The sequence below is a fragment of the Ruegeria sp. BF8 genome (genome assembly GCF_056538625.1).
On record NZ_JBQFTL010000001.1, the window covers coordinates 1,291,955 to 1,314,477 of the forward strand.

Here is a 22,523-nt window from a genome sequence, read left to right on the forward strand (position 1 = left end):
GGGGGCGCGCGGCCAAGGCTACTCCACGATCTCGGCTGTTTCGACGACCGCGTGGAACAGCACATCCGCCCCGGCGGTTGCCCATTCCTTGCTGATTTCCTCGGCCTCGTTGTGGCTCAGGCCATCCACGCAGGGGCACATCACCATGGCGGTCGGCGCCACGCGGTTGATCCAGCAGGCATCGTGCCCCGCGCCCGAGATGATGTTGGTGTGCGAATAGCCCAGCCGCTCGGCCGCGTTGCGCACGGCGGCGACGCAGGTTTCGTCGAATTTCACCGGGTCGAACCCGCCGACCTTCTCGAACTCGACCTGCAGGCCCAATTCATCCACGATGTCCTCGGCCGCGACGCGCAGGCGGTTCTCCATGTCCTTGATGACGTCCAACTCGGGCGAGCGGAAATCGACCGTGAACACCACCTTGCCCGGGATCACGTTGCGCGAGTTCGGATAGACGTCGATATGCCCGGCAGCCCCCACGGCATGGGGCGCGTGCGACCAGGCAATCTCGTCCACCTTTTCGAGAATGCGCGCCATCGCCAGCCCGGCATTCTTGCGCATCGGCATCGGGGTCGAGCCGGTATGCGCGTCCTTGCCGGTCACGGTCACCTGGGTCCAGCTGAGGCCCTGCCCATGGGTGACGACGCCGATATCCTTGCCCTCTGCCTCGAGGATCGGGCCCTGTTCGATATGCAGCTCAAAGAAAGCATGCATCTTGCGGGCCCCGACCTCTTCGTCGCCGCGCCAGCCAATTCGCTGCAATTCGTCGCCGAATTTCTTGCCTTCGGCATCCTCGCGGTCATAGGCCCAATCCTGCGTGTGCATCCCCGCGAACACGCCCGAGGCCAGCATGGCGGGGGCGAAGCGGGTGCCCTCTTCGTTGGTCCAGTTGGTGGCCACGATCGGGTGTTTGGTCTTGATGCCCAGATCGTTCAGGGTGCGAATGATCTCGAGCGCACCCAGAACCCCCAGCACCCCGTCATACTTGCCGCCGGTCGGCTGCGTATCCAGGTGCGAGCCGACATAGACCGGCAGCGCATCGGGGTCGGTGCCGGGGCGCATGGCGAACATGTTGCCCATCTGGTCAAGGCCCATGGTGCACCCGGCCTCTTCGCACCATTTCTGGAACAGCGCTCGGCCCTCGGCATCCTCGTCGGTCAGGGTCTGGCGGTTGTTGCCGCCGGCAACGCCCGGGCCGATCTCGGCCATCTCCATCAGGGTGTCCCACAACCTGTCGCCATTGATCCTGAGATTCTGCGCCGGAGCTGCCATGTTCGTCTTCCCTGTTGCTTGCGATTAGGCTCGCTTTTGGTGTCTTGATTTGACCATCTGGTCAAACTCACGCTATCACGGGTTCGACATCAGTCAAGAAATTGCATCGCACCGATGCAAAAATCGGCATATTCAACACCTGCTTGTTCGAAAAAGAGACGCCCCGCATACATGCCCAAAGACCGCGCCCCGACCCGAATTCAGAAAAAGAACCGCGCCGCGATTCTCGAGGCCGCACTGAACGTGTTTTCGGCCCATGGGTTTCGCGGGGCGACCGTCGATCAGATCGCGGCCGAGGCCGGGCTGAGCAAGCCGAACCTTTTGTATTATTTTCCGTCAAAAGAGGCGATCCACACCGCGCTTCTGTCCGGCCTGCTGGACACCTGGCTGGCGCCGCTGCACGACCTTGACGAAAACGGCGAGCCGATGGAGGAGATCCTCTCGTACATCAAGCGCAAGCTGCAGATGAGCCGCGAGTTGCCGCGCGAAAGCCGCCTGTTCGCGAACGAGCTGGTGCAGGGCGCGCCCCGTATCCATGACGCCCTGTCGAACGATCTGAAAGCGCTGGTCGATCAGAAGGCGGCCGTTCTGACGCACTGGATGGACCAGGGCAAAATCGCACGCCTGCACCCGCATCACCTGATCTTTTCGATCTGGGCGCTGACCCAGCATTATGCGGATTTCGATGTTCAGGTGCGCGCGATCCTGGGCGACGAAGACCCGTTCGAAGGCGCCGCGCCCTTCATCGACACCCTTTATCGAAAACTGCTGACCCCATGAAAAAAGGGCCGCAGCGCGGCCCCTTTTGCGTGATCTGACGCCGGTCACTCGGCGGCCTTGGCCATCGGGTTGTTCGGGTGGGTCGTCCAGTTGGCATAGTCAGGCTGCACCACCTTGCCGGTGCGCGGATCGACCTCACCCGCCGCCATCGGCACCATCGAAATACAGCCCTCGACCGGACAGACATCCACGCACAGGTTGCAGGCCACGCATTCTTCGTCGATCACCTCGAACACGCGGTCGGACGACATGGAGATGGCTTGGTGGCTGGTGTCCTCGCAGGCCGCATAGCAGCGGCCGCACTTGATGCACTGATCCTGATCGATCTTGGCCTTGGCGACGTAATTCAGGTTCAGATACTGCCAGTCGGTCACGTTCGGGACGGCGCGCCCGACGATTTCGGAGACGTCGGAGTAGCCCTTCTCGTCCATCCACTGCGACAGGCCCGCCGTCAGTTCGTCGATGATCTTGAACCCATAGGTCATCGCCGCGGTGCATACCTGCACCGTACCGCAGCCCAGCGCCATGAACTCGGCCGCGTCGCGCCATGTGGTCACCCCGCCGATGCCCGAGATCGGCAGGCCTTGGGTCGCCTCGGCACGGGCGATCTCGGAGACCATCGACAGGGCGATGGGCTTGACCGCCGGGCCGCAATAGCCGCCGTGGCTGCCCTTGCCGTCGATCGAGGGCTCTGGGCTGAACGTGTCCAGATTGACGCTGGTGATCGAGTTGATCGTGTTGATCAGCGACACCGCGTCTGCCCCGCCGTTCTTGGCTGCAGCCGCCGGCTTGCGAATGTCGGTGATGTTGGGCGTCAGCTTCACGATCACCGGACGGTCATAGTATTTCTTGCACCAGCGGGTGACCATTTCGATGTATTCGGGCACCTGCCCCACGGCCGAGCCCATACCGCGCTCGCTCATCCCGTGCGGGCAGCCGAAGTTCAGCTCGATCCCGTCGGCGCCGGTTTCGGCAACACGCGGCAGGATGGCTTTCCACGCCTCCTCCTCGCACGGCACCATGATCGAGGCGATCAGCGCGCGATCCGGGTAATCCGCCTTGACGCGGGCCATCTCCTCGAGGTTCACCTCGAGCGGCCGGTCGGTGATCAGTTCGATGTTGTTGAGGCCCAGCAGACGCCGGTCGGCCCCGTAGATCGCCCCGTACCGGGGGCCATTCACGTTGACCACCGGCGGTCCTTCGGACCCCAGCGTTTTCCACACGACGCCACCCCATCCGGCCTCGAAGGCACGCCGGACGTTGTATTCCTTGTCGGTCGGCGGCGCCGAGGCCAGCCAATAGGGGTTGGGGCTTTCGATACCCAGAAAGTTCGTTTTCAAATCAGCCATTTATCCGGCCTCCCTGATGCGAAGATGCATCTTCGTCTTGTCACACATATTCACGCGCCGACGCCCTGCTCAGGCACTCAGGCTGGCGTGAATGTCCATCGCGGCATCGCGGCCCTCGGCCACGGCGGTCACGGTAAGATCCTCGCCGCCCGCGGCACAGTCTCCGCCGGCCCAGACCCCGGGAACCGAGGTGCGCCCGGTTGCGTCAACGGCGATCTTGTTGCCGTCGAGTTCCAACCCTTCCGGAGCACCATCCAAGGTCTGACCGATCGCCTTCAGAACCTGATCCGCAGGCAGTCGAATGGTTTCGCCCGTGCCGGTCAACGTGCCATCTACGGTGGCAGTATACTCCAATTCGATCTCGGCCGCCGCTCCGTTTCCGTGAATTGCCACCGGCTGAACGTTGCACAGAATTCGGACACCGTGGGATGCCGCCAGATCCTGTTCGTAGCGGCTGGCGCCCATTGCGTCTCGACCGCGGCGATAGGCGATGGTCACATGTTCGGCCCCCAGCAGCTTGGATTTCACCGCGGCATCCACGGCCGTCATTCCACCGCCGATAATCACCACGTTTCGGCCTACCGGCAGTTTTGCCAAATCGGATGCTTGCCGAACATCTGCGATGAAGTCGACAGCGTTCCTGACGCCGTCCTTGTCCGACCCTTGCGCGCGCAAGGCGTTGACGCCTGCAAGGCCGATTGACAGGAAGACTGCGTCGTAGGCCTCCAACAATCCGTCCAACGAGATGGTGTCGCCCAGAACCGAGCCGGTTTCAATCGCGATGCCGCCGATCTTCAGCAGCCAGTCCACCTCGGCCTGGGCAAAGTCATTGGTCGCCTTGTATGCGGCGATCCCGTACTCGTTCAGCCCGCCGGGTTTGGGTTTCGCCTCATGGATCACCACGTCATGGCCCAGCATCGCCAGCCGATGCGCACAGGCCAGCCCCGCCGGCCCTGCCCCGATTACGGCAACGGTCTTGCCGGTGGGGGCCGCGCGTGTGAACGGGTGCACACCGGCCTGCATCAGCGTGTCGGTCGCATACCGCTGCAAGCGCCCGATCTCGACCGGCTTGCCCTCGGCCGTTTCGCGCACACAGGCTTCCTCGCACAGCGTTTCGGTCGGACACACACGGGCACACATGCCGCCCAGGATGTTCTGATCGAGGATCGTCTTCGCCGCCGACTCCGGTTGTCCTGCTTGAATCTGCCGGATGAACAGCGGAATATCGATATCGGTCGGACAGGCCGTCACGCACGGCGCGTCATAGCAGAAATAACACCGATCGGCGGCCACGGCGGCCTCGTGCGGCGCCAGAGGCGGATGCAGATCGGTGAAATTCGAGGTCAGCTCATCGCTGGAAAGCCGCCCGGCGACGATGCCGGGTGCCATCTGGCCCTGTGCCATCACTCTACTCCCTGTAGATATGTTTGTTATTGAGACCAGCTTGCCACAAACAAAAATTTTATCAATTGGTAAAATTTGCCAAATGGTCAAAAAAGCGAAAACCGGGCCGAATGACCCGGTTTTTTGGCGGCATCTGCCCGTTTTTCAGGCGAAACCGGCCTCAGACCATGCCGGACAGGTGGCCTGACTTCATCCAGACGCGGGCGCCATCCGGTCCTGCCCGCAATTCGGTGCGCGTTCCGGGCGGCAGACGCAGCCAGTCCCATCGCGCGAAATCCTCGCCTTGTTCGGTGAAACCGCCGTCGATCACAAAGACCTCGGCCCCGCCGGGTGCGTCAATCGGTACGACCTGACCGGGCGGCCAACTGCGCATTTCGACCGCTTCATGGTCGTCCTTGAACAGCGGCACTTGGTCCGCACCGTTGATCGAGCGGCGCACGGTGGTTCGGTCGTTCGGGTCGAACTGGTGCAGTTTGACCAGAATCGTCGCGCCCTGGCTGGCCGATGGCGTATGCGACGAGGTCGGCGGGTTGCGGACATAGCTGCCCACCGGGAAATCTCCGGTCTCGTCCTGGAACACGCCGTCCAGAACCAGGTATTCCTCGCCCCCGTCATGGGTGTGGGCGGCAAAGGCGCTGCCGGGGGCAAAGCGCACGATGGTGGTGGCGCGCGCCACCTCGTCGCCGATCCGGTCCAGCATCTTGCGCTCGACCCCGGCGGCTGGCGAGGCCACCCATTCGGTCTGGTCGAAGTGAACCGCCACCCGCTGGGTGAAATCTGCATTGATCCGCATGTCGCGCTCCTGTCTGGTCCTCCCCATCAACATGGGCGTGCCGAACCCGATTTCAAACACGCGGCGTTAACGGTTTTGACGCAGGTTCAGCGATGCTGTAGGTCGAAACCAACGGCAAGGGGCGGGCAAGCGCCTCGAACGGAAGGCGCAGATGCAGGCAGACCGGCAGAAATTCAACATCCTGATCATCGGGCAGAACAACCGCCTGCAATACGAAGCCGTCCTGTTTGCCGCCTCGCTGCGCCATTCCGCGCCCGGATTCTCGGGCCGCCTGTTCGTGGGCGTTCCGCAACCCGGCCCGCGCTGGAACCAGGACCCGAGCATCCGCAACGAGGACGTTCTGAAGGCGCTGAAACAGCTCGATTCCGAGATCCTACCCTTTTCGTCCGAGGTGTTCGGCGAAAGCTATCCCTACGGCAACAAGATCGAGGCGCTGGCCGCCCTGCCCGAGGGTGAGCCCTTCGTGTTCTTCGACACCGACACGCTGATCACCGGCGACCTGGCCGCGGTGCCGTTCGATTTCGACCGGCCCGGCGCATCGCAGAAGGTCGAGGGCACCTGGCCCAAGCCGACCCTGTACGGGCCGGGGTTCGACGGAATCTGGCGGGCGCTCTATGACCGGTTCGGGCTGGATTTCCAAAGCTCGATCGACCCGACCCAACCGGCAGAATACTGGCGGCGGTATCTGTATTTCAATGCGGGGTATTTCTTCTACAAATGCCCCCGACAATTCGGCGCACGGTTTCTGGACTATGCCCGCACCATCCGGGATGAAGAGATCCCTGCCCTGACCGGCCAGAACCTGGACCCGTGGCTGGACCAGGCGGCGCTGCCGCTGGTCATCCACGCGCTTGGCGGCGGGCGCGATGTTCTGCCCTCGGGCCTGCTGGATGGCTCGGTCAGCTGCCACTATCGCCTGTTCCCGCTGCTCTATGCGCGCGAAAGCGACCGGGTGGTCGAGGTGCTGGAAACCGTTGCCGCGCCCAACAAGGTCAAGAAGGTGCTCAAGAACTATGACCCGCTGAAACGGCTGGTCTATCAGGGCAAGGGCGCCAAGATCCGCGCCATGTTCGACCGGGACAACCTGCCCCAACGCGAGCAGGCCATCCGCAAGGTCATAAAGAACAAGGGGCTGTGGCTGCGCTGACGCGGACATTGTGCCGGGCCCGGCAATCGCCTAGAGATTCTGCAACGCATATACCCAACAGGAGAGTGACGGATGTCCGACGGCCCCACCTATGGTTTTGATACGCTGCAAATTCACGCGGGCGCCCGCCCCGACCCGGCGACCGGCGCGCGCCAGACCCCGATCTATCAGACCACGGCCTATGTGTTCCGCGATGCCGATCACGCGGCCGCTTTGTTCAATCTGCAAGAGGTCGGCTATATCTACTCGCGCCTGACCAACCCCACGGTGGCAGTTCTGCAGGAACGGGTGGCGACGCTGGAAGGTGGCGTTGGCGCGGTGTGCTGCTCTTCGGGTCACGCGGCCCAGATCATGGCGCTGTTCCCGCTGATGGGGCCGGGCTGCAACGTGGTCGCCTCGACCCGGCTGTATGGCGGGACGGTCACGCAGTTCAGCCAGACCATCAAGCGCTTTGGCTGGTCGGCCAAATTCGTCGATACCGATGATCTGGATGCGGTTAAGGCCGCCATCGACGACGACACCCGCGCGGTGTTCTGCGAGTCCATCGCCAATCCGGGCGGTTACGTCACCGATATCCGCGCGCTGGCCGATGTGGCCGACGCCGCCGGCATTCCGCTGATCGTCGACAACACCTCGGCCACGCCCTATCTGTGCCGCCCGATCGAGCATGGTGCGACGCTGGTCGTGCATTCGACAACCAAGTACCTGACCGGCAATGGCACGGTCACCGGCGGCTGCATCGTGGATTCGGGCAAGTTCGACTGGTCCGCCAGCGACAAGTTTCCCTCGCTCAGCGCGCCGGAGCCTGCCTATCACGGCCTGAAGTTCCACGAAACCTTCGGCCCGCTGGCCTTCACCTTCCACGGTATCGCCGTTGGCCTGCGCGACCTGGGCATGACGATGAACCCGCAGGCAGCGCATTACACGCTGATGGGGATCGAGACGCTCAGCCTGCGCATGCAGCGCCATGTCGAAAACGCCGAAGAGATCGCCGCCTGGCTCGAGAAAGACGACCGCGTGGACTATGTGACCTATGCAGGCCTGCCCTCGTCGCCCTATCACGACCGGGTCAAGAAGCATTACCGCAAAGGCGCAGGGGCCCTGTTCACCTTTGCGGTCAAGGGCGGCTATGACGCCTGCGTCAAGCTGGTGAACGCGCTGGAAATCTTCAGCCACGTCGCCAACCTGGGCGATGCGCGGTCGCTGATCATCCATTCGGCCTCGACCACGCACCGGCAACTGACCCCCGAACAGCAAGAGGCCGCCGGCGCCGGGCCGAACGTAGTACGGGTCTCGATCGGGATCGAGGATGCCGACGATCTGATCGCCGATCTCGATCAGGCGCTGTCCAAGGCCTGCGCCTAGTCCAAAATGCCGGGGCACAGGATCAACGCATTGGGCCAGCCGGTGGGCCTGCCGGTTGCTGGGGAGTTCCCGCGCCCGGCCCCACCGCGCGCGCCCATGAAGGGGCGGTTTTGCCGCGTGGTGCCCTTGGATGTGAATGCGGATGCGCCCGGCCTGTTCCGGGCGTTTGCCGCCGATACCGACGGCCGCAACTGGACCTACCTGCCCTACGGCCCGTTCGACTCGCAAGCTGGGTTCGCCGCCTGGCTGGCCCAAACCTGCACAGGGGACGATCCGCTGTTCCACACGGTTCTGGACCAAGACGGACAGCCCGTCGGGATGGCGTCCTACCTGCGTATCGACCGCAATGCCGGCGCAATCGAGGTGGGACACATCCACTTTTCGCCGCTGATGCAGCGCACTCCGGTCGCGACCGAAACGATGTTTCTGATGATGCGCCGCGTGTTCGATGAGTTGGGCTATCGCCGCTACGAATGGAAATGCGATGCGCTGAATGCCCCGTCGCGCCGGGCCGCCGAACGGCTGGGTTTTGTCTTCGAAGGCGAATTTCGGCAAGCCACCCATTACAAGGGGCGCAACCGCGACACGGCGTGGTTTTCGATCGTCGACACGGACTGGCCACGCATCCGGCAGGCGTTCGAAACCTGGCTGTCACCTGAGAATTTCGATGCCACGGGCCAACAGCGGAAACCGCTGACGGCCCGCAGCGAAAGCTGAGGTCACTCGGAAATGTCGAACTCCATCGACACGGTGACCGAAACCGAAACCTCGCCACCGGCGACCGGTACCCCGCCCGAATCGGCCATGGCCATCTCGCGCATCTGGGGCATTGGGCGAATGCCCCCTCCCTGCTCGTTGATCGACACGACTGAACCCAAGGTGACACCGGCGGCCTGAGCCAATTGTTCGGCCTTGGCTGTCGCATCGGCGACGGCTTGGGCGCGCGCCTTCGCTTCAAGCGGCTTGGGATCCTGAACTGTGAAGGTCAAACCACCAAAATCATTCGCACCATCCTGAATGACCGCATCCATGATCTGCCCCAGATCATCCAGATTTCTGACCCGCACGAACACACGGTTCGACGCAACGAAGCCCGTGATCCTCGGTGCTTCGCCATCCGCGTTGCCCCGTCCGGACCAGACCGGGGACAGGGACAGATCGCGGGTCTGCAGGTCGCGCGATTCGATCCCCATCTCACTCAGGCGGCTCAGGACGGTGGCAACCGCGTCCGAGGTCGCCTGCATTGCTGCGGAAGCCTGCGCGTCTTGATTTGTCACCCCCACCGTGATGGTTGCCATATCCGGCGCGGCCTCGGCTGTTCCGGTTCCGTAAACCTGGATGCGACGTTCTTCCGCATGGGCGGCCACGGCAACTGTCGCCGCCAATAGCGCCGCCAAAAAAGCAAATGTCTTCAATGTGATCTCTCCTGTTTTCTGAGATCAAAGATGGGTTGGCAAGCCTTCGCCGGACAAGGGGAGATTTTGCCTTTTCCTTTCCCTCGGCGGGTTCCTGCTTTAATCTCGGTGCGCGGACGCAAGGGCGTTTGCTTTGGTTCAGACAATTACGGCACCCTTGAATAATGAAACCCGCTTTTGCGCTGTCTCTTTCGGATAACGGGATCACTCTGCTGCACTATTCGGATGACGAATGGTTTGGCATCGGCACCGTATCACTGGACGCGCCGGATTTTTCCGAACAGTTGAACGAGCTTCGCGGTCGAGGTTTCGCGCTGGCCAATGATCTCAGCTGTACGGTCGTGATTCCTTCGGACCACGTGCGCTACCTCACGGTCACCAGCACAGACGACTCCGACGTGACGCAAGTGGTCGAGGCGGAATTGGCTCAGGCCACGGGCTGCGAGATTGCCGAGTTGATGTACGACCTCCGTGCGGATGGGTCGGATCTTCTGGTCGCTGCCGTGGCGAAAGAGACGATAGACGAGGCCCGAGCCTTTGCCAGTCGCTACGGGTTCGTGCCTGTTCGGTTCGCTGCAACACTGGCCCCCGATGCGCCTTGGACCGGTACCGGAGAGTTCGAGTTTGCTGAGCGCGCGACATCCGTCACACAGCCGCCCGAGCCACCGGCCGAGGAGATTGATACTGTCGCGCCGGCCGAGGACGCAGATCCCGCGCCTCAAGCTTCGCAGGCATCGGAACCCGATCCGGCCCCCTCGCCTCAGGCGCATCCGATTGCTGACCCGGCTCAGCCGGACGTATTCGTATCGCCGATAGAAGCGACTGAAACCGCCTCACAGAATCCTGCGGCATCAAACTCCGGCATACCGGTTCGCTACATTGGTGCCGCTGCGGCGGGCGCCGTCGTGTTGGCCGTTGTCGCATTGATCTGGTCAGGGTCAGACGAAACTGGCAGCCCTGTGGCGACTGCGCCGGTCGTCGAAACGGCACCTGCGCCAGTTTCTATCGCCGCACCACCGCTGACCAAGACCGAAGCTGAAGGACTTGCAGAAGTCGCTCCTCAGCCCGAGGACACGCCCGACCCTGAGGCATTGGCCGACGAAGACCTGACATTTGAAGCCAGCACGCCCCTGGTCGAGCCGGAGACACCCACGCCCCCCGAATTGACGCCGACGGATCAGGCAATTCTGGAAGCATTGAATGTTTCGCCCTCGCCCGTCGAGCAGGTCGAACGCGATCCGGAAAGTGTGGAGGACTTCGAAGAAACCTCTGGCCTGACGATCACCGCGCCCGATCCGCTGCCGGTGCCAGACCCCGAGGTGCCCGAGGACGTATACCTGTCGTCCGTCGATCACGCGGAGCTGTCGCAGGATGCCGTGGCGCTTCCGGCCGAAGAGAGCTTTGATACCGACGAGCCCGTGGCCACGGTCGGTCTGCCCAATGCCGCGGGCAGTCGTTTTGACCTTGATGACCGTGGCCTTGTCACTCCGACACCCGAGGGGACGTTGAACCCTGACGGCATCCTCGTGTTCCTCGGCCGCCCTTCATCGGTTCCGCCCCAGGTGCCGGTCAGGTTCGAAACCGACCCGACTGCCACAGACGACGACACAAGGCTGGCTGGTCTGCGTCCGCGCCTGCGCCCGGAAACGCTGGTTGAGAACTTTGAGCGTGGGCAGCTGGGCGGCCGGACGGTGGACGAGCTGGCGGTTATCCGCCCGAAATCCAGGCCGGCGTCGATCCAAGAGCGCGAGGCTGTGGACCGCACGCCCACCGCATTGGCCGTGGTGCGCGTCCCTCGCCCCCGCGTTCGTCCGTCGACCGTGGCCGCTCTGGCGGCCCGAAAAGCAACAACCGGCTCAGCCACTCTGGGGTCGACCGCAGCGGTAGCAAAGGCGGATGACGATGAAGCGGGATCGTTCAAACCCACAACCGTCGCACCCAAGATACCCAGCCGGGCCTCGGTGGCGCGCCAAGCCACGATTGACAATGCATTGAATCTGCGGCGTCTGAACCTGATCGGCGTTTACGGTACGCCGGCCAATCGGCGTGCCTTGGTCCGGCTACCAAGCGGTCGGTACAAGAAGCTGAAAGTCGGAGATCGGATTGACGGCGGCAAAGTCGTCGCGATTGGCGACAGCGAGCTTCGTTATCAGAAAGGCGGCCGCAACGTCACGTTGAAGATGCCGCGCGGGTAAAGCGCGCCGCGTTTCAGAAAATTGGAACCCGGTAGGCCGGGTTCCAAATTCTGGGTCTTCTTCAGGCGGCAGAAATCTCTCCGGATTCAATCTGTTCGCGCTCGATCGATTCGAACAGAGCCTTGAAATTGCCTTCGCCAAAGCCGTCATCGCCCTTGCGCTGGATGAACTCGAAGAAGATCGGACCAATCACGGTTTTCGAGAAGATCTGCAGCAGGATCTTGGTCTCGCCGCCGTCCACCACGCCTTCACCATCGATCAGGATGCCGTGCTTCTTCATGCGATCCATCGGCTCGTCATGGCCCTTCACGCGGTCGAAGGACATATCATAATAGGCATCGTTGGGACCGGGCATGAACTTCAGCCCTCGTTCGGCGATTGCATCGGTCGAGTCATAGATGTTCTCGCTGCCGACGGCGATGTGCTGGATGCCCTCACCCTTGTACTTCTTCAGGTAGGATACGATCTGACCGGTCTCGCCGCGGTCTTCGTTGATCGGAATCCGGATACGGCCGCAGGGCGAGGTCAATGCACGGCTGAGCAAGCCGGTATATTTGCCCTGGATGTCGAAGAAGCGGATTTCGCGGAAGTTGAACAGATCGCCGTAGAACCTGAACCACTTGTCCATGTTGCCCTTGAAGACATTGTGCGTCAGGTGATCGAGGTAATAGAAACCGACGCCGCGCGGTTTGGACTGCTTCAGCCACTCGAATTCCTGATTGTAGGGCGAGGTTTCGTAATACTGGTCGATGAAATAGATCAGCGACCCGCCGATACCCTTGATCGCGGGCACATCCATGGTCTTGTCGGCCGCATCATAGGGTTCGGCCCCCTTCGACACGGCATGGTCATAGGCCTTTTGCGCATCCACGACACGCCAGCCCATCGACGGGGCACAGGGGCCATGCTCTTCCACGAATTTCGCAGCAAAGCTGTCGGGGTCCGCGTTCAGGATGTAGGTCACATCGCCCTGCTGCCACAGCTCGATCAGCGGTTTGGTCTTGTGGTGCGCAACCTTTTCAAAACCCATCTTGGCGAACAGGTCGCGCAGCTCCTGCGGTTCGGGATGCGCGAATTCAACAAATTCAAACCCATCTGTGCCGGCGGGGTTCTCGGCGCTGATCACGGATTTCGGGGCGTTGTGCGGGAAAGGGCCCATGGCTTGTCCTCTTGAAACAGGAAATTCTTTGCTGATTCAAGAATACGCCTTTTTCAGCGCTGTTTTTGCGCATTCTTTTCATGTAAACTACAGAAGCCTGCGAAAACTCCGCACCAGACCCCGAAAAATGTGAGAATCTCCGCACATGCTGGACGCAACCGATACTCGCCTTCTGGCCGCGCTGCAAAAAGACGCGCACCTGACCGCACATCAGTTGGGTGAGATGCTGAACCTGTCCCCCAGTCAAGCCGGGCGCCGCCGTCAGCGGCTGGAGGCCGAGGGCTATATCACCGGCTACGCAGCTCGGCTTGACCCGCGCAAACTTGGCCTGCAGGTCCAGGGCTTCGTTCAAGTTCACCTCGGCACCCACGGCCCCGAACAATCATCCAGTTTTGCGCGCATGGTGGAAACCCGCCCGGAAATCACCAGCGCCTGGACGATGACTGGCGAGGCAGACTATCTGCTACATGTCTATTGCGAGGATCTTTCCGCGCTCAACACCTTGCTTCACGAGGTGATACTGCCCCATCCTGCGGTAGCACGGGTGCAAAGCCAGATCGTGATGGACCAGCTGAAACGCGACGCTCCGCTGCCGACCTGACGGCAAGGAAAGGAAGAAGATGAACGAGTTCCTGTACCAGGCTTCGATCTATCTGGCAGCCGCCGTGATCGCCGTCCCCCTGTCGGCGCGACTTGGGCTGGGGTCTGTCCTCGGATATCTTGCCGCCGGCATCGCCATCGGTCCGATCCTTGGGCTCGTGGGCGCGGAAACCAAAGACTTGCAGCATGTCGCGGAATTTGGCGTCGTCATGATGCTGTTCCTGATCGGGCTCGAGCTGGAACCCCGCGCACTTTGGGATATGCGGCACCGGTTGTTGGGGCTTGGTGGACTGCAGATCTCGCTCTCTACGGTCGTGATTGCAGCAGTTACCTTCTACACGGGTCAACCATGGTCAGTTGCCTTGGCCGTGGGGCTGACACTGTCCCTGTCATCAACCGCCATCGTGCTGCAGACGCTGTCGGAAAAGGGCTTGATGCGCACAAACGGCGGGCGATCCACGTTCTCGGTCCTGCTGACTCAGGATATCGCCGTGATTCCGATCCTGGCGTTTCTGCCACTGCTGGCCATGCCGGCCAGCATCTTCATCGAGGATGACGGATCAATCACGCGCGGCGGCGACGGGCACGGCGACGCGCACCATACGTTGTCATTGGTCGATGGCCTGCCCGGATGGGCGGTGACGCTGGTGACATTGGGTGCGATCGCATTCGTGATCGTGGTAGGCGTCTACCTGACCCGTCCCTTGTTCCGGTTCATCCACACCACCCGCCTGCGCGAGATGTACACGGCGTTGGCCCTGATGATCGTAGTAGGGATCTCGTTCCTGATGACGCTGGTGGGCCTGTCCCCGGCGTTGGGCGCCTTCCTCGCTGGCGTCGTCCTGGCCAGTTCCGAGTTCCGGCACGAGATGGAAAGCGACCTTGAGCCGTTCAAGGGATTGCTGCTGGGCCTGTTCTTCATCACGGTCGGGGCCGGGATCGACGTCGGGTACTTTTTCAACGACCCGTTCGACCTGATCGGCCTGGCCCTGCTGGTAATCCTGGTCAAGGGCCTGATCCTGTATGCCGTTGGTCGTGCATTCAAGTTGCGCGGCCGCGACCATTGGCTGTTCACGCTGGGTTTGGCTCAGGCGGGTGAGTTCGGCTTCGTGCTGCTGGCCTTTTCGACCAAGCAGAATGTCATTCCCCCGGCCCTGTCGCAGAAGCTGTTGATGATCATTGCCCTGACCATGCTGATCACACCGCTTCTGTTCATCATCTATGACTACCTTTCGCGCCACATCCGCGACAACTCACCCCAGGTTGAACCCGAGGAAATAGACGAAAAAGGTCCCGTCATCATTGCGGGAATTGGGCGGTTCGGACAGATCGTCAACCGGCTGGTGCGCGCCAGCGGGTTCAAGACGGTGGTGCTGGACCACAATATCGAAACGATCCAGCTGATGCGTCGGTTCGGCGTCAAAGGATTCTTGGGTGATCCGACGCGTCCCGAATTGCTGCGGGCTGCGGGCCTTGAAAAGGCTTCCGTTTTGGTGGCCGCGATGGACAACCGCAAGGAAGTGACCCGATTGGTCGGCTACGCCCGCCGGCAGCGCCCCGACCTTCACATCGTCGCCCGCGCGCATGACCGGACCCATGTGTACGAGCTGTATCAGGCCGGCGCTGATGACATCGTGCGTGAGCTGTTCGACAGCTCTCTGCGGGCCGGGCGTTATGTGCTGGAGAACATTGGTTTGAGCGAATACGAGGCCGCGCAAGCACAGCAGACCTTCTATCACCACGATCGGCAGGCAATTCGCGAATTGGCCGAACTCTGGGTTCCCGGCATGCCGACGGCCGAGAACAAAAAGTACATCGAACGCGCGCGCGAGTTGGAGAAGGACCTGGAGACTGCGCTGCTGGAACTGGCCGAAAAGAACGAAAAGAAGTCAGCCTGACCCGGGGATATCCCGGGTCAGCCGAGCTCAACCGTCCGACACACCGGCTTCGGCAAAGGTGGCCATACCCGAATGGCAAGCGACGGCGCTTTTCAGGATATTGATGGCCAGCGCGGCCCCCGACCCTTCGCCCAGCCGCAGCCCGAGGCTCAGCAAGGGCGCTTTGTCCAGCTTGGTCAGCATGGACGCGTGCGCACTTTCCGCACTCTGGTGGCCAGCAACGGCATGGTCCAGCGCTCCCGGCGCCAGACGATCGAGGCAAGCCGCAGCCGAGGTGCAGATGAACCCATCCAGAATGACCGGGATGCGCAGAATTCGGGCGGCTGAAATGGCCCCTGCCATGGCCGCGATCTCGCGCCCTCCCAAACACCGCAGGATCTCAAGCCCGTCGTCAGATGCTCCGTGCAGCGCAACACCTTCGGCAACGACGCGCGTCTTGTTGGCAAGGCCCGCATCGTCCACACCGGTTCCACGCCCGGTCCAATCAGCGGCTTCTCCGCCGAACAACGCGCAGGCGATGGCCGCTGCAGGGGTGGTGTTGCCAATACCCATTTCGCCAACGACAAGAAGGTCTGCGGTGGGGTCAACGGCGTTCCAGCCGGTCTGCAAAGCGGTCAGAAGCTCGTCCTCGGACATTGCCGGGGCCTTTGTGAAGTCGGCCGTCGGCCGATCCAGGTCCAGCGCGTGTACCGTCATCTTGGCCCCGGCCGCTTTGGCCAATTGGTTGATGGCCGCGCCTCCGTGCTCGAAATTCATGACCATCTGAACCGTAACCTCGGGCGGAAAGGCCGAGACCCCCTGCGCCGTCACGCCGTGATTGCCGGCAAAGACAATCACCTGAGGCGCCTCGATCTGCGGCCGGGCATCCCCACGCCAACCGGCATACCAGATCGCCAGATCCTCCAGTCGGCCCAACGCACCCGGCGGCTTGGTCAGCTGTCCGTTGCGGTCGGCAGCCCCTTGCCTTGCAGCCTCATCCGGCCCCGGAGCATTGCGCAGTGCGTCGCGGAAGGTATTCAGATCATTGAGTTCAGGCAGCATTCAAAGCCTCGTTGCATCGGAGTGGTCCTGCGTGTTTAACCGAAGCAGGCAAAGCAACAACCCCTCGAAAGGCGCGCAAGTGCACAAAAACGACACTCGAACCTTTTCGCCATGGGACGTGCCGCTGGTTCTGGTTCTTTTGACGCGGCTGCCATTGCCCGTGCTGCCCAAATCGCTCTTCGAGCGACAGTCCAAAGCCGCTTGGGCCTTTCCTGCGGCCGGGCTGGTTGTTGGCGGCTTGGGCTGTGCCGTAGGCTGGTCTGCGATGGCCGTGGGCCTTTCCGGGACAGTCAGCGCAGTCCTTGCTGTCGCCGTTCTGATCGCAGCGACCGGAGCCATGCACGAGGACGGGCTGGCCGACACCGCGGACGGGCTGTGGGGCGGATATACACCCGAACGCAGACTCGAGATCATGAAGGACAGCCATATCGGCACCTACGGGGTGTTGGCCTTGTTGGTCATTCAACTGCTCAGGATCTCGGCGGTCGCAACACTACTGGCGGCAGGAAGTCCGGCCGGAATACTGGCGGCGGCTGTGTTTTCCCGTGCGGTGATGCCACCATTGATGGCGGGCCTACCGAACGCCCGCGGCAGCGGGCTGAGCCATAGCGTCGGCGCTCCTCCGCCTTTGTCGGTTGCAGCCGGTCTCGGGCTGGCTTTCGTTTTCTCTCTGGCTCTTCTGGGCTGGACCGCCCTTCTGCCCGTCGCCTGTGCGGTAGCCGCAACCGTGGGTCTGGCAATCATAGCCAAAACCAAGATTGGCGGTCAGACCGGTGATATCCTGGGGGCTTCTCAACAGCTGTCCGAGGTTGCTTTCCTGCTGGCCGTTGCCGCCCTGCTCTAGCCGACACCGCCGGTCTTGATCCGTAGTGTCTCACCGCAATGCTTGCAGTGTACGGCATCCGGGTCGTGCCGAAACAGCCCGCAATTGGGACATTTGTGGCGTACTTTCTGCGGCATGAAAATGGCCTGAGCCAGCCGCACGAACAGCGCCACACCGACCACCATTATGAAGACCGAAAACAGCTTGCCGCCCGGAGAGTTCAGTGTGATGTCGCCGAAACCCGTCGTGGTCAGTGTCGCCATCGTGAAATACAGCGCATCGATATACGGGGTCTGGCTGTCCTCGGGGATATAGAAAACCAGTACGGCGGTGGATGTTGCGAAAATGAACACCAGCAGGTTCACGGCAGCGATGACCGCATCCTCGTGGGTTCGGAAAAACTCACTGTCGCGGCGCAGATCATGCAACAGGTGATAGGAATGGATCAGCCGCAGCGCACGCAGAATCCGCAGGAACGCAAGGCTGCCGGTCAGGAAAGGGTCAAGGATCAGCGAGGCGATCACGACCAGATCCGCAAGCGTGTAGATTTTGAACAGCAGCTTCTTGCGGTCTTTCGCGATCCACATCCGAGCCGAGAAATCCAGCAGAATGATCAGCCCCACCGCCCAGCTGACTGCAATCAATCCGGGGCCGTGCGGAATGTTCGCCGTCGCCACGAAAAACACGATCGAGGCAAGGTCGAACAGGATCAGACAGTACCGGAACCAGACCGAAACCGCCCCTCTGCCGATATAGAGTGCCTTGACCGTCTGCTTCATGACTGACCCGTATACGGTTCCAATGACTGGGAAATTAGCGGGAAAGGCGGCGCGAACCAAGCGATCGGGCATGAAAAAGGCCGCTCTGAAACCAGAGCGGCCCTTTGGTGTTGCTTCAAAGCCCGATCAGGCCGCGCGCGAGGTCAGGACTTCGTCCACCTGCTTGGCCGCTGCGATTTCGTCCGAACCGGACACGGCCGCAACTTCGCGCGTCAGACGCTCAAGCGCGGCTTCATAGAGCTGACGCTCGGAATAGCTCTGCTCACGCTGGTCGTCGGTGCGGTGCAGGTCACGCACCACCTCGGCGATCGAGATCAGGTCACCCGAATTGATCTTCTGTTCGTATTCCTGCGCCCGGCGCGACCACATGGCACGCTTTACCTTGGCTTTACCCTTCAGCGTTTTCATCGCCTGGCTGATCACATCGGGCGAGCTGAGCGAGCGCAGACCGGATTCAGTGATCTTGTTGGTCGGCACCCGTAGGGTCATCTTGTCTTTCTCGAATGAGATGACGAACAGCTCGAGCGAGTATCCAGCGACTTCCTGTTCTTCAATCGATATGATTTGCCCGACCCCATGTGCAGGGTAGACAACATAGTCGTTCGGACGGAACTCAAGCTTCTTCGACTTTGTCATGCACGTGTTTCCTTGGTTGCAGAGCGGGAAAAAAGCGACAAAAAACCTAACCGGGGTCACCCGCGACCCCTGTCAGGCTGATTACATGTCAAAAACTCAGAACTCCAAAGTGAGCATACTTACGGAGTCGTCCCCATCTCGATCATCATTTGCCACATGAGTATATCACAAAATTAAGACACCTGAAAGCGGACGGGGCCTTCGGCTCGGAATTTGTGACTTTTTTCAGCGCATTAAGGCAAAAACTTACAGCTGTCTTACGGGCTTTGCGACCCGAATCGCTCAGCCGCCCTCGCCCGGTGCCTCGGAGAAGTATTTCTCCATCTTGCCCTCTTCACCGTCGCGCTCCTCGGCGCCCGGAAGCGGGTCTTTCTTGGTTACGATAACCGGCCATTGTTCCGCGTATTTGCGGTTGAATTCGACCCACTGCTCCATTCCCGGTTCGGTATCCGGGCGAATGGCGTCCGCCGGGCATTCCGGCTCGCACACGCCGCAATCGATGCATTCATCCGGATGGATGACCAGGGTATTTTCACCTTCATAGAAGCAATCCACCGGGCATACCTCGACGCAGTCGGTGTATTTGCAGGCGATACAGTTCTCGGTGACAACGTAGGTCATGGTCCAATTCCCGTCAGAGGTTTGGGCGACTAGCTAATTCAGTCTGCCCCCATCTTCAAGAGAAGATCAGCCCTTGGGGGTGCGAGAAAGATCAAGCGCGCGCCGATCCTTCTTGGTCGGACGACCTTTTCCTTCGAAACCCGGATTTTGTGGCGGATTATCCTTCTCTTCAGTCAAATCCGTGTACAGCGTCCGCGCCTCGGTCGCCGGGCCGCGTCGCGCGCCCAGGATTTCGACCTGAACCACGCGAATAACCCGCCCCTGAGCGAAAGTCAGAACGTCACCGGGCCCGACGGTTTGCGCCGGCTTCTGGGCCCGGTCACCGTTGATGCGCACATGCCCGGCGTTGACCTGTTTGGCGGCCAGGCTGCGGGTCTTGAAAAACCGCGCATGCCACAGCCACTTGTCGATCCGCAGCTTGGCCGGTGCGTCGGCCATCAGCGATCAGTTGCCGTCCTTCAGACCCATCAGCGCAGCGGCAAACGGGTTGTCGGGATCAATCGCCTTTTCCTTTTTGGGCGGCCGGGACGAGAAGGTCTTGGCCCCTTGCGGCTTGCCACCCTTCTTGCCCTGCGGCTTGCCGCGACCATCCCGAGGCTTCCCGCCCGGTTTGCCCCGACCCTGCCGTTGGTCACCACGTGGCCCCCGGTTGGCCTGACGGCCCCAGGTAAAGGTGTAGAACACCTCGACTTCGGGTTCGTCCGATGCCGGGTCTGCGGCCGTGGCCTCGGCCTCAGCCTCGGCGCTGTCAGTAGCCTCGGCTGGCGCCTCGGTGGCGACGGCCACATCCGACTGCGCCTCTGCTTCGGTGGTCTCGGCCGGAGCTTCGGCAGTTGCCGCCGGTGGTTGCTCGGTCATCTGAGCCGGCTTGATCTTGGTCCGTTCACCGCGCTCGGCCTTGTAGCCCAGCCCCTGCATCAGGTCGGCGAACTGTTCCAGCGTCATACCGGTGATCGACAACATGTCCGCCTTGGCTTCGAAACCGCCGCGGCTGTCTTCGGCGCGCAGCATGTCGGCCAGACGCTCCAACATGTCGATACGGATCGAACGCTCGCCCGCATTGCGGTAGCCGCACATGGTGTCATAGCCCTCGGGCGCGCCCTTGGCGACGGGCACCGTCACCAAGCCCGGCGGCGGCGCTTCGGGAAACTCCTGAAGTCCATTTGCCAGGGCCCACAACACCAGACGCAGGCGCGTCGGGGCAGGTTTCAGCAGCAGCGGCATGAAGATGGTGAACTGGCCGAACCGGATGCCGTGCTTGCGCAGCGCGCCACGGGCGTCCTGGTCCAGGTCCTTGACCTCTTGTGCGACTCCGGCGCGCGGCAGGATGCCCAACGCCTCGACCATACGGAAGGCAAATCCCTTGGCCAACCCGGTCAATTCTTCGTCGCGCGACAGGTTCAGCAGGGGTTCGAACAGCGCCGCGATCTTGCGGTCGATGAAGTGTTGCAGGCGGCGCTGCACCTTCTGCTCAACCTCCGGCCCTGCGGCCTCGTCCACGAACACTTCGACCATCGGTTTGAGCGGTTCGGCCCCGGCAACCAGCTTGCCCACGGCATATTCGCCCCACATCAGGCCACCCTGATCGGTAAAATCAATTTCGGTATCGGGCGCATTGTAGAAGCGATCGGCACGCAGATGGAATTGCGGCGCGAGTGCTTGCAGTGAGGCCGATTTGAGCGCTTTCGCCTCGGTTCCCTGCGCGCTTTTGTCCGGGATGAACCGGAACCCTTCCAAACGACCGACGAATTCGCCTTCGACGGTCACTTCACCCTTGTCATTCACTTCGGCCAAAAGGGCCTCCTTCTGTTTGAGCCGGCGCAAGAGAACAGATGTACGCCGGTCCACAAATCTTTGCGTCAGACATTCATGCAAAGCGTCTGACACCCTGTCTTCTACAGCGCGGGTTTCCGCGCGCCAATGGGATTCGTCGCGCACCCAGCCGTTTCGTTGCGCAACATATGTCCACGTGCGAATATATGCCAACCTTTTGGACAGTGCATCAATATCGCCGTCGGTTCTGTCGATCCGGCGGATCTGGCGCGCCAGAAAATCCTCGGGGATCGTGCCGCGTTCGTGCAGATGTCCGAAGATCGATTCGAGCAGGCTGGCATGTTCCGCATGGCTGATGCCTCGAAAATCGGGGATTCGGCAAACATCCCACAACAGGCGGATCGACGGACCATCGCTGGCACGGGCCGCAACCTCGGGCACCTGGGCCAGCGACTTGAGCGCGTTCAGGTCGTCTGCGGGCCGGGCTTTGACCAAATGCTCGTTGTCCGGGCTGGCCTCGAGCGAGTCGATCAGCGCATCGACCGAGCCGAACCGCAAGGCGGCATTCCGCCAGTTCAGCTTTTTCATCGGCGTGAACCGGCTGTCCATGATGGCCTGCGCCACGCCTTCGTCCAGCGGCGACGCCTCGCCCGTCACGCCGAAGGTGCCATCCGACATGCCGCGCCCGGCGCGCCCGGCGATCTGGGCCAGTTCGTTCGGGGCCAGCGGCCGCATGCGCCGGCCATCGAATTTGGACAGGGACGAAAACGCGACGTGGTTCACATCGAGGTTCAGCCCCATTCCGATGGCATCAGTCGCGACCAGATAGTCGACCTCGCCATTCTGGTACAGCGCGACCTGCGCGTTCCGCGTGCGCGGACTGAGCGCGCCCATGACCACGGCCGCCCCACCCTTTTGCCGCCGCAGAAGCTCGGCAATGGCATAGACGTTCTCGACCGAGAACCCGACGATGGCACTGCGCGGGGGCATGCGGCTGATCTTCTTGGACCCGGTGTAGACCAGTTGCGACATCCGCTCGCGCCGGGCGAACTGCGCCTGCGGCACCAGCGCCGCGATCGGGCCGCGCATCGTGTCGGCACCCAGAAAAAGTGTCTCGTGCGTCCCACGCATCCGCAGCAGCCGGTCGGTAAAGACATGACCGCGCTCGGGGTCGGCGCACAGCTGGATTTCGTCGATGGCCACGAAATCGGTGCCCATTCCCTCGGGCATCGCCTCGACCGTGCAGACCCAGTATTGCGTGCGCGGCGGAACGATGCGTTCCTCGCCCGTCACAAGAGCCACCACCGAGGGGCCGCGGATGGCGACGATCTTGTCATAGACCTCGCGCGCAAGCAGCCGCAGCGGCAGGCCGATGACACCGGTCCGGTGCCCCAGCATGCGTTCGATGGCATAGTGGGTTTTGCCTGTGTTGGTCGGGCCAAGTACGGCCACGATTCGGGATGCCCCGTTCACCTT

Annotated in this window: 20 protein-coding genes; 8 read left to right on the forward strand and 12 right to left on the reverse strand. The window is 61.9% G+C overall.

What is annotated here, in order from left to right; all coding sequences use genetic code 11:
• Window positions 1-18 precede the first annotated feature (18 nt).
• Entirely contained in the window at window positions 19-1,269 is a 1,251-nt protein-coding gene (locus ACR0LD_RS06435; RefSeq protein ID WP_480636046.1) for a Zn-dependent hydrolase, read from the reverse strand.
• Between the two features lie 171 nt (window positions 1,270-1,440).
• Here ACR0LD_RS06435 and ACR0LD_RS06440 point away from each other — a divergent pair, with 171 nt between their 5' ends.
• Window positions 1,441-2,049, forward strand: a complete 609-nt coding sequence (locus ACR0LD_RS06440) for a TetR family transcriptional regulator C-terminal domain-containing protein (RefSeq protein ID WP_093961802.1) — start codon at window positions 1,441-1,443, stop codon at window positions 2,047-2,049.
• A 44-nt stretch (window positions 2,050-2,093) separates the two neighbouring features.
• Here ACR0LD_RS06440 and preA read toward each other — a convergent pair whose 3' ends face one another.
• From preA to ACR0LD_RS06455, 3 genes are all read right to left on the reverse strand, one after another.
• Window positions 2,094-3,398, reverse strand: a complete 1,305-nt coding sequence (preA, locus tag ACR0LD_RS06445; protein ID WP_170368317.1) for an NAD-dependent dihydropyrimidine dehydrogenase subunit PreA — start codon at window positions 3,396-3,398, stop codon at window positions 2,094-2,096.
• A gap of 69 nt (window positions 3,399-3,467) precedes the next feature.
• The gene (locus ACR0LD_RS06450) at window positions 3,468-4,802 is read right to left on the reverse strand and encodes an NAD(P)-dependent oxidoreductase (protein WP_170357545.1); all 1,335 of its coding nucleotides are present in this window, start codon (window positions 4,800-4,802) and stop codon (window positions 3,468-3,470) included.
• 160 nt (window positions 4,803-4,962) lie between these two features.
• Window positions 4,963-5,595 (reverse strand): cupin domain-containing protein, encoded by a 633-nt coding sequence (locus tag ACR0LD_RS06455; RefSeq protein WP_480636049.1) that lies wholly within the window; start codon window positions 5,593-5,595, stop codon window positions 4,963-4,965.
• Window positions 5,596-5,746: 151 nt separating this feature from the next.
• On the opposite strand from ACR0LD_RS06455, the gene ACR0LD_RS06460 reads away from it, so the two are divergent.
• From ACR0LD_RS06460 to ACR0LD_RS06470, 3 genes are all read left to right on the forward strand, one after another.
• Entirely contained in the window at window positions 5,747-6,742 is a 996-nt protein-coding gene (locus tag ACR0LD_RS06460; protein ID WP_480636051.1) for a hypothetical protein, read from the forward strand.
• 72 nt (window positions 6,743-6,814) lie between these two features.
• Window positions 6,815-8,107 carry an O-acetylhomoserine aminocarboxypropyltransferase/cysteine synthase family protein gene (locus ACR0LD_RS06465; protein ID WP_480636053.1) on the forward strand — a complete coding sequence of 431 codons (1,293 nt, stop codon included), beginning with the start codon at window positions 6,815-6,817 and terminating at the stop codon, window positions 8,105-8,107.
• Between the two features lie 6 nt (window positions 8,108-8,113).
• Window positions 8,114-8,824 carry a GNAT family N-acetyltransferase gene (locus ACR0LD_RS06470; protein ID WP_480636055.1) on the forward strand — a complete coding sequence of 237 codons (711 nt, stop codon included), beginning with the start codon at window positions 8,114-8,116 and terminating at the stop codon, window positions 8,822-8,824.
• A gap of 2 nt (window positions 8,825-8,826) precedes the next feature.
• Here ACR0LD_RS06470 and ACR0LD_RS06475 read toward each other — a convergent pair whose 3' ends face one another.
• The gene (locus tag ACR0LD_RS06475; protein WP_480636057.1) at window positions 8,827-9,522 is read right to left on the reverse strand and encodes an SIMPL domain-containing protein; all 696 of its coding nucleotides are present in this window, start codon (window positions 9,520-9,522) and stop codon (window positions 8,827-8,829) included.
• A 164-nt stretch (window positions 9,523-9,686) separates the two neighbouring features.
• Between ACR0LD_RS06475 and ACR0LD_RS06480 the strand changes: the two genes are divergently transcribed.
• Complete coding sequence (locus ACR0LD_RS06480; protein WP_480636059.1) at window positions 9,687-11,717, forward strand: hypothetical protein; 2,031 nt, start codon at window positions 9,687-9,689, stop codon at window positions 11,715-11,717.
• 61 nt (window positions 11,718-11,778) lie between these two features.
• On the opposite strand, the gene hppD is transcribed toward ACR0LD_RS06480, so the two are convergent.
• Window positions 11,779-12,876: a 4-hydroxyphenylpyruvate dioxygenase gene (gene hppD, locus ACR0LD_RS06485; RefSeq protein WP_480636060.1), complete on the reverse strand. Its 1,098-nt coding sequence runs from the start codon at window positions 12,874-12,876 to the stop codon at window positions 11,779-11,781.
• Window positions 12,877-13,021: 145 nt separating this feature from the next.
• Between hppD and ACR0LD_RS06490 the strand changes: the two genes are divergently transcribed.
• Entirely contained in the window at window positions 13,022-13,477 is a 456-nt protein-coding gene (locus tag ACR0LD_RS06490; RefSeq protein WP_093961793.1) for an Lrp/AsnC family transcriptional regulator, read from the forward strand.
• 19 nt (window positions 13,478-13,496) lie between these two features.
• The gene (locus tag ACR0LD_RS06495; RefSeq protein ID WP_170433157.1) at window positions 13,497-15,374 is read left to right on the forward strand and encodes a monovalent cation:proton antiporter-2 (CPA2) family protein; all 1,878 of its coding nucleotides are present in this window, start codon (window positions 13,497-13,499) and stop codon (window positions 15,372-15,374) included.
• A 27-nt stretch (window positions 15,375-15,401) separates the two neighbouring features.
• On the opposite strand, the gene cobT is transcribed toward ACR0LD_RS06495, so the two are convergent.
• On the reverse strand, window positions 15,402-16,415 hold the full coding sequence (cobT, locus tag ACR0LD_RS06500) for a nicotinate-nucleotide--dimethylbenzimidazole phosphoribosyltransferase (protein ID WP_480636063.1): 1,014 nt from the start codon (window positions 16,413-16,415) through the stop codon (window positions 15,402-15,404).
• A gap of 79 nt (window positions 16,416-16,494) precedes the next feature.
• On the opposite strand from cobT, the gene cobS reads away from it, so the two are divergent.
• Window positions 16,495-17,259 carry an adenosylcobinamide-GDP ribazoletransferase gene (gene cobS, locus ACR0LD_RS06505; protein ID WP_170442424.1) on the forward strand — a complete coding sequence of 255 codons (765 nt, stop codon included), beginning with the start codon at window positions 16,495-16,497 and terminating at the stop codon, window positions 17,257-17,259.
• On the opposite strand, the gene ACR0LD_RS06510 is transcribed toward cobS, so the two are convergent.
• From ACR0LD_RS06510 to ACR0LD_RS06530, 5 genes are all read right to left on the reverse strand, one after another.
• Window positions 17,256-18,017, reverse strand: coding sequence for an ion channel (locus tag ACR0LD_RS06510; RefSeq protein ID WP_170357534.1), 762 nt, complete (start codon window positions 18,015-18,017; stop codon window positions 17,256-17,258). The two genes, cobS and ACR0LD_RS06510, sit on opposite strands and share 4 nt — an antisense overlap.
• 126 nt (window positions 18,018-18,143) lie before the next feature.
• Window positions 18,144-18,653, reverse strand: a complete 510-nt coding sequence (locus tag ACR0LD_RS06515) for a CarD family transcriptional regulator (protein WP_093961789.1) — start codon at window positions 18,651-18,653, stop codon at window positions 18,144-18,146.
• Window positions 18,654-18,935: 282 nt separating this feature from the next.
• Window positions 18,936-19,274 (reverse strand): ferredoxin FdxA, encoded by a 339-nt coding sequence (fdxA, locus tag ACR0LD_RS06520; RefSeq protein ID WP_093961788.1) that lies wholly within the window; start codon window positions 19,272-19,274, stop codon window positions 18,936-18,938.
• A 66-nt stretch (window positions 19,275-19,340) separates the two neighbouring features.
• Window positions 19,341-19,712 (reverse strand): RNA-binding S4 domain-containing protein, encoded by a 372-nt coding sequence (locus ACR0LD_RS06525; RefSeq protein WP_170357533.1) that lies wholly within the window; start codon window positions 19,710-19,712, stop codon window positions 19,341-19,343.
• A 6-nt stretch (window positions 19,713-19,718) separates the two neighbouring features.
• On the reverse strand, window positions 19,719-22,520 hold the full coding sequence (locus ACR0LD_RS06530) for a helicase-related protein (RefSeq protein WP_480636066.1): 2,802 nt from the start codon (window positions 22,518-22,520) through the stop codon (window positions 19,719-19,721).
• Window positions 22,521-22,523 lie beyond the last annotated feature (3 nt).

What these genes read in the sequence shown, in the direction of transcription:
- ACR0LD_RS06435 (WP_480636046.1), bottom strand. Translation starts at nt 1,269, where the DNA reads ATGGCAGCTCCGGCGCAGAATCTCAGGATCAATGGCGACAGGTTGTGG.
- ACR0LD_RS06440 (WP_093961802.1), top strand. Translation starts at nt 1,441, where the DNA reads ATGCCCAAAGACCGCGCCCCGACCCGAATTCAGAAAAAGAACCGCGCC.
- preA (WP_170368317.1), bottom strand. Translation starts at nt 3,398, where the DNA reads ATGGCTGATTTGAAAACGAACTTTCTGGGTATCGAAAGCCCCAACCCC.
- ACR0LD_RS06450 (WP_170357545.1), bottom strand. Translation starts at nt 4,802, where the DNA reads ATGGCACAGGGCCAGATGGCACCCGGCATCGTCGCCGGGCGGCTTTCC.
- ACR0LD_RS06455 (WP_480636049.1), bottom strand. Translation starts at nt 5,595, where the DNA reads ATGCGGATCAATGCAGATTTCACCCAGCGGGTGGCGGTTCACTTCGAC.
- ACR0LD_RS06460 (WP_480636051.1), top strand. Translation starts at nt 5,747, where the DNA reads ATGCAGGCAGACCGGCAGAAATTCAACATCCTGATCATCGGGCAGAAC.
- ACR0LD_RS06465 (WP_480636053.1), top strand. Translation starts at nt 6,815, where the DNA reads ATGTCCGACGGCCCCACCTATGGTTTTGATACGCTGCAAATTCACGCG.
- ACR0LD_RS06470 (WP_480636055.1), top strand. Translation starts at nt 8,114, where the DNA reads ATGCCGGGGCACAGGATCAACGCATTGGGCCAGCCGGTGGGCCTGCCG.
- ACR0LD_RS06480 (WP_480636059.1), top strand. Translation starts at nt 9,687, where the DNA reads ATGAAACCCGCTTTTGCGCTGTCTCTTTCGGATAACGGGATCACTCTG.
- hppD (WP_480636060.1), bottom strand. Translation starts at nt 12,876, where the DNA reads ATGGGCCCTTTCCCGCACAACGCCCCGAAATCCGTGATCAGCGCCGAG.
- ACR0LD_RS06490 (WP_093961793.1), top strand. Translation starts at nt 13,022, where the DNA reads ATGCTGGACGCAACCGATACTCGCCTTCTGGCCGCGCTGCAAAAAGAC.
- ACR0LD_RS06495 (WP_170433157.1), top strand. Translation starts at nt 13,497, where the DNA reads ATGAACGAGTTCCTGTACCAGGCTTCGATCTATCTGGCAGCCGCCGTG.
- cobT (WP_480636063.1), bottom strand. Translation starts at nt 16,415, where the DNA reads ATGCTGCCTGAACTCAATGATCTGAATACCTTCCGCGACGCACTGCGC.
- ACR0LD_RS06510 (WP_170357534.1), bottom strand. Translation starts at nt 18,017, where the DNA reads ATGAAGCAGACGGTCAAGGCACTCTATATCGGCAGAGGGGCGGTTTCG.
- ACR0LD_RS06515 (WP_093961789.1), bottom strand. Translation starts at nt 18,653, where the DNA reads ATGACAAAGTCGAAGAAGCTTGAGTTCCGTCCGAACGACTATGTTGTC.
- fdxA (WP_093961788.1), bottom strand. Translation starts at nt 19,274, where the DNA reads ATGACCTACGTTGTCACCGAGAACTGTATCGCCTGCAAATACACCGAC.
- ACR0LD_RS06525 (WP_170357533.1), bottom strand. Translation starts at nt 19,712, where the DNA reads ATGGCCGACGCACCGGCCAAGCTGCGGATCGACAAGTGGCTGTGGCAT.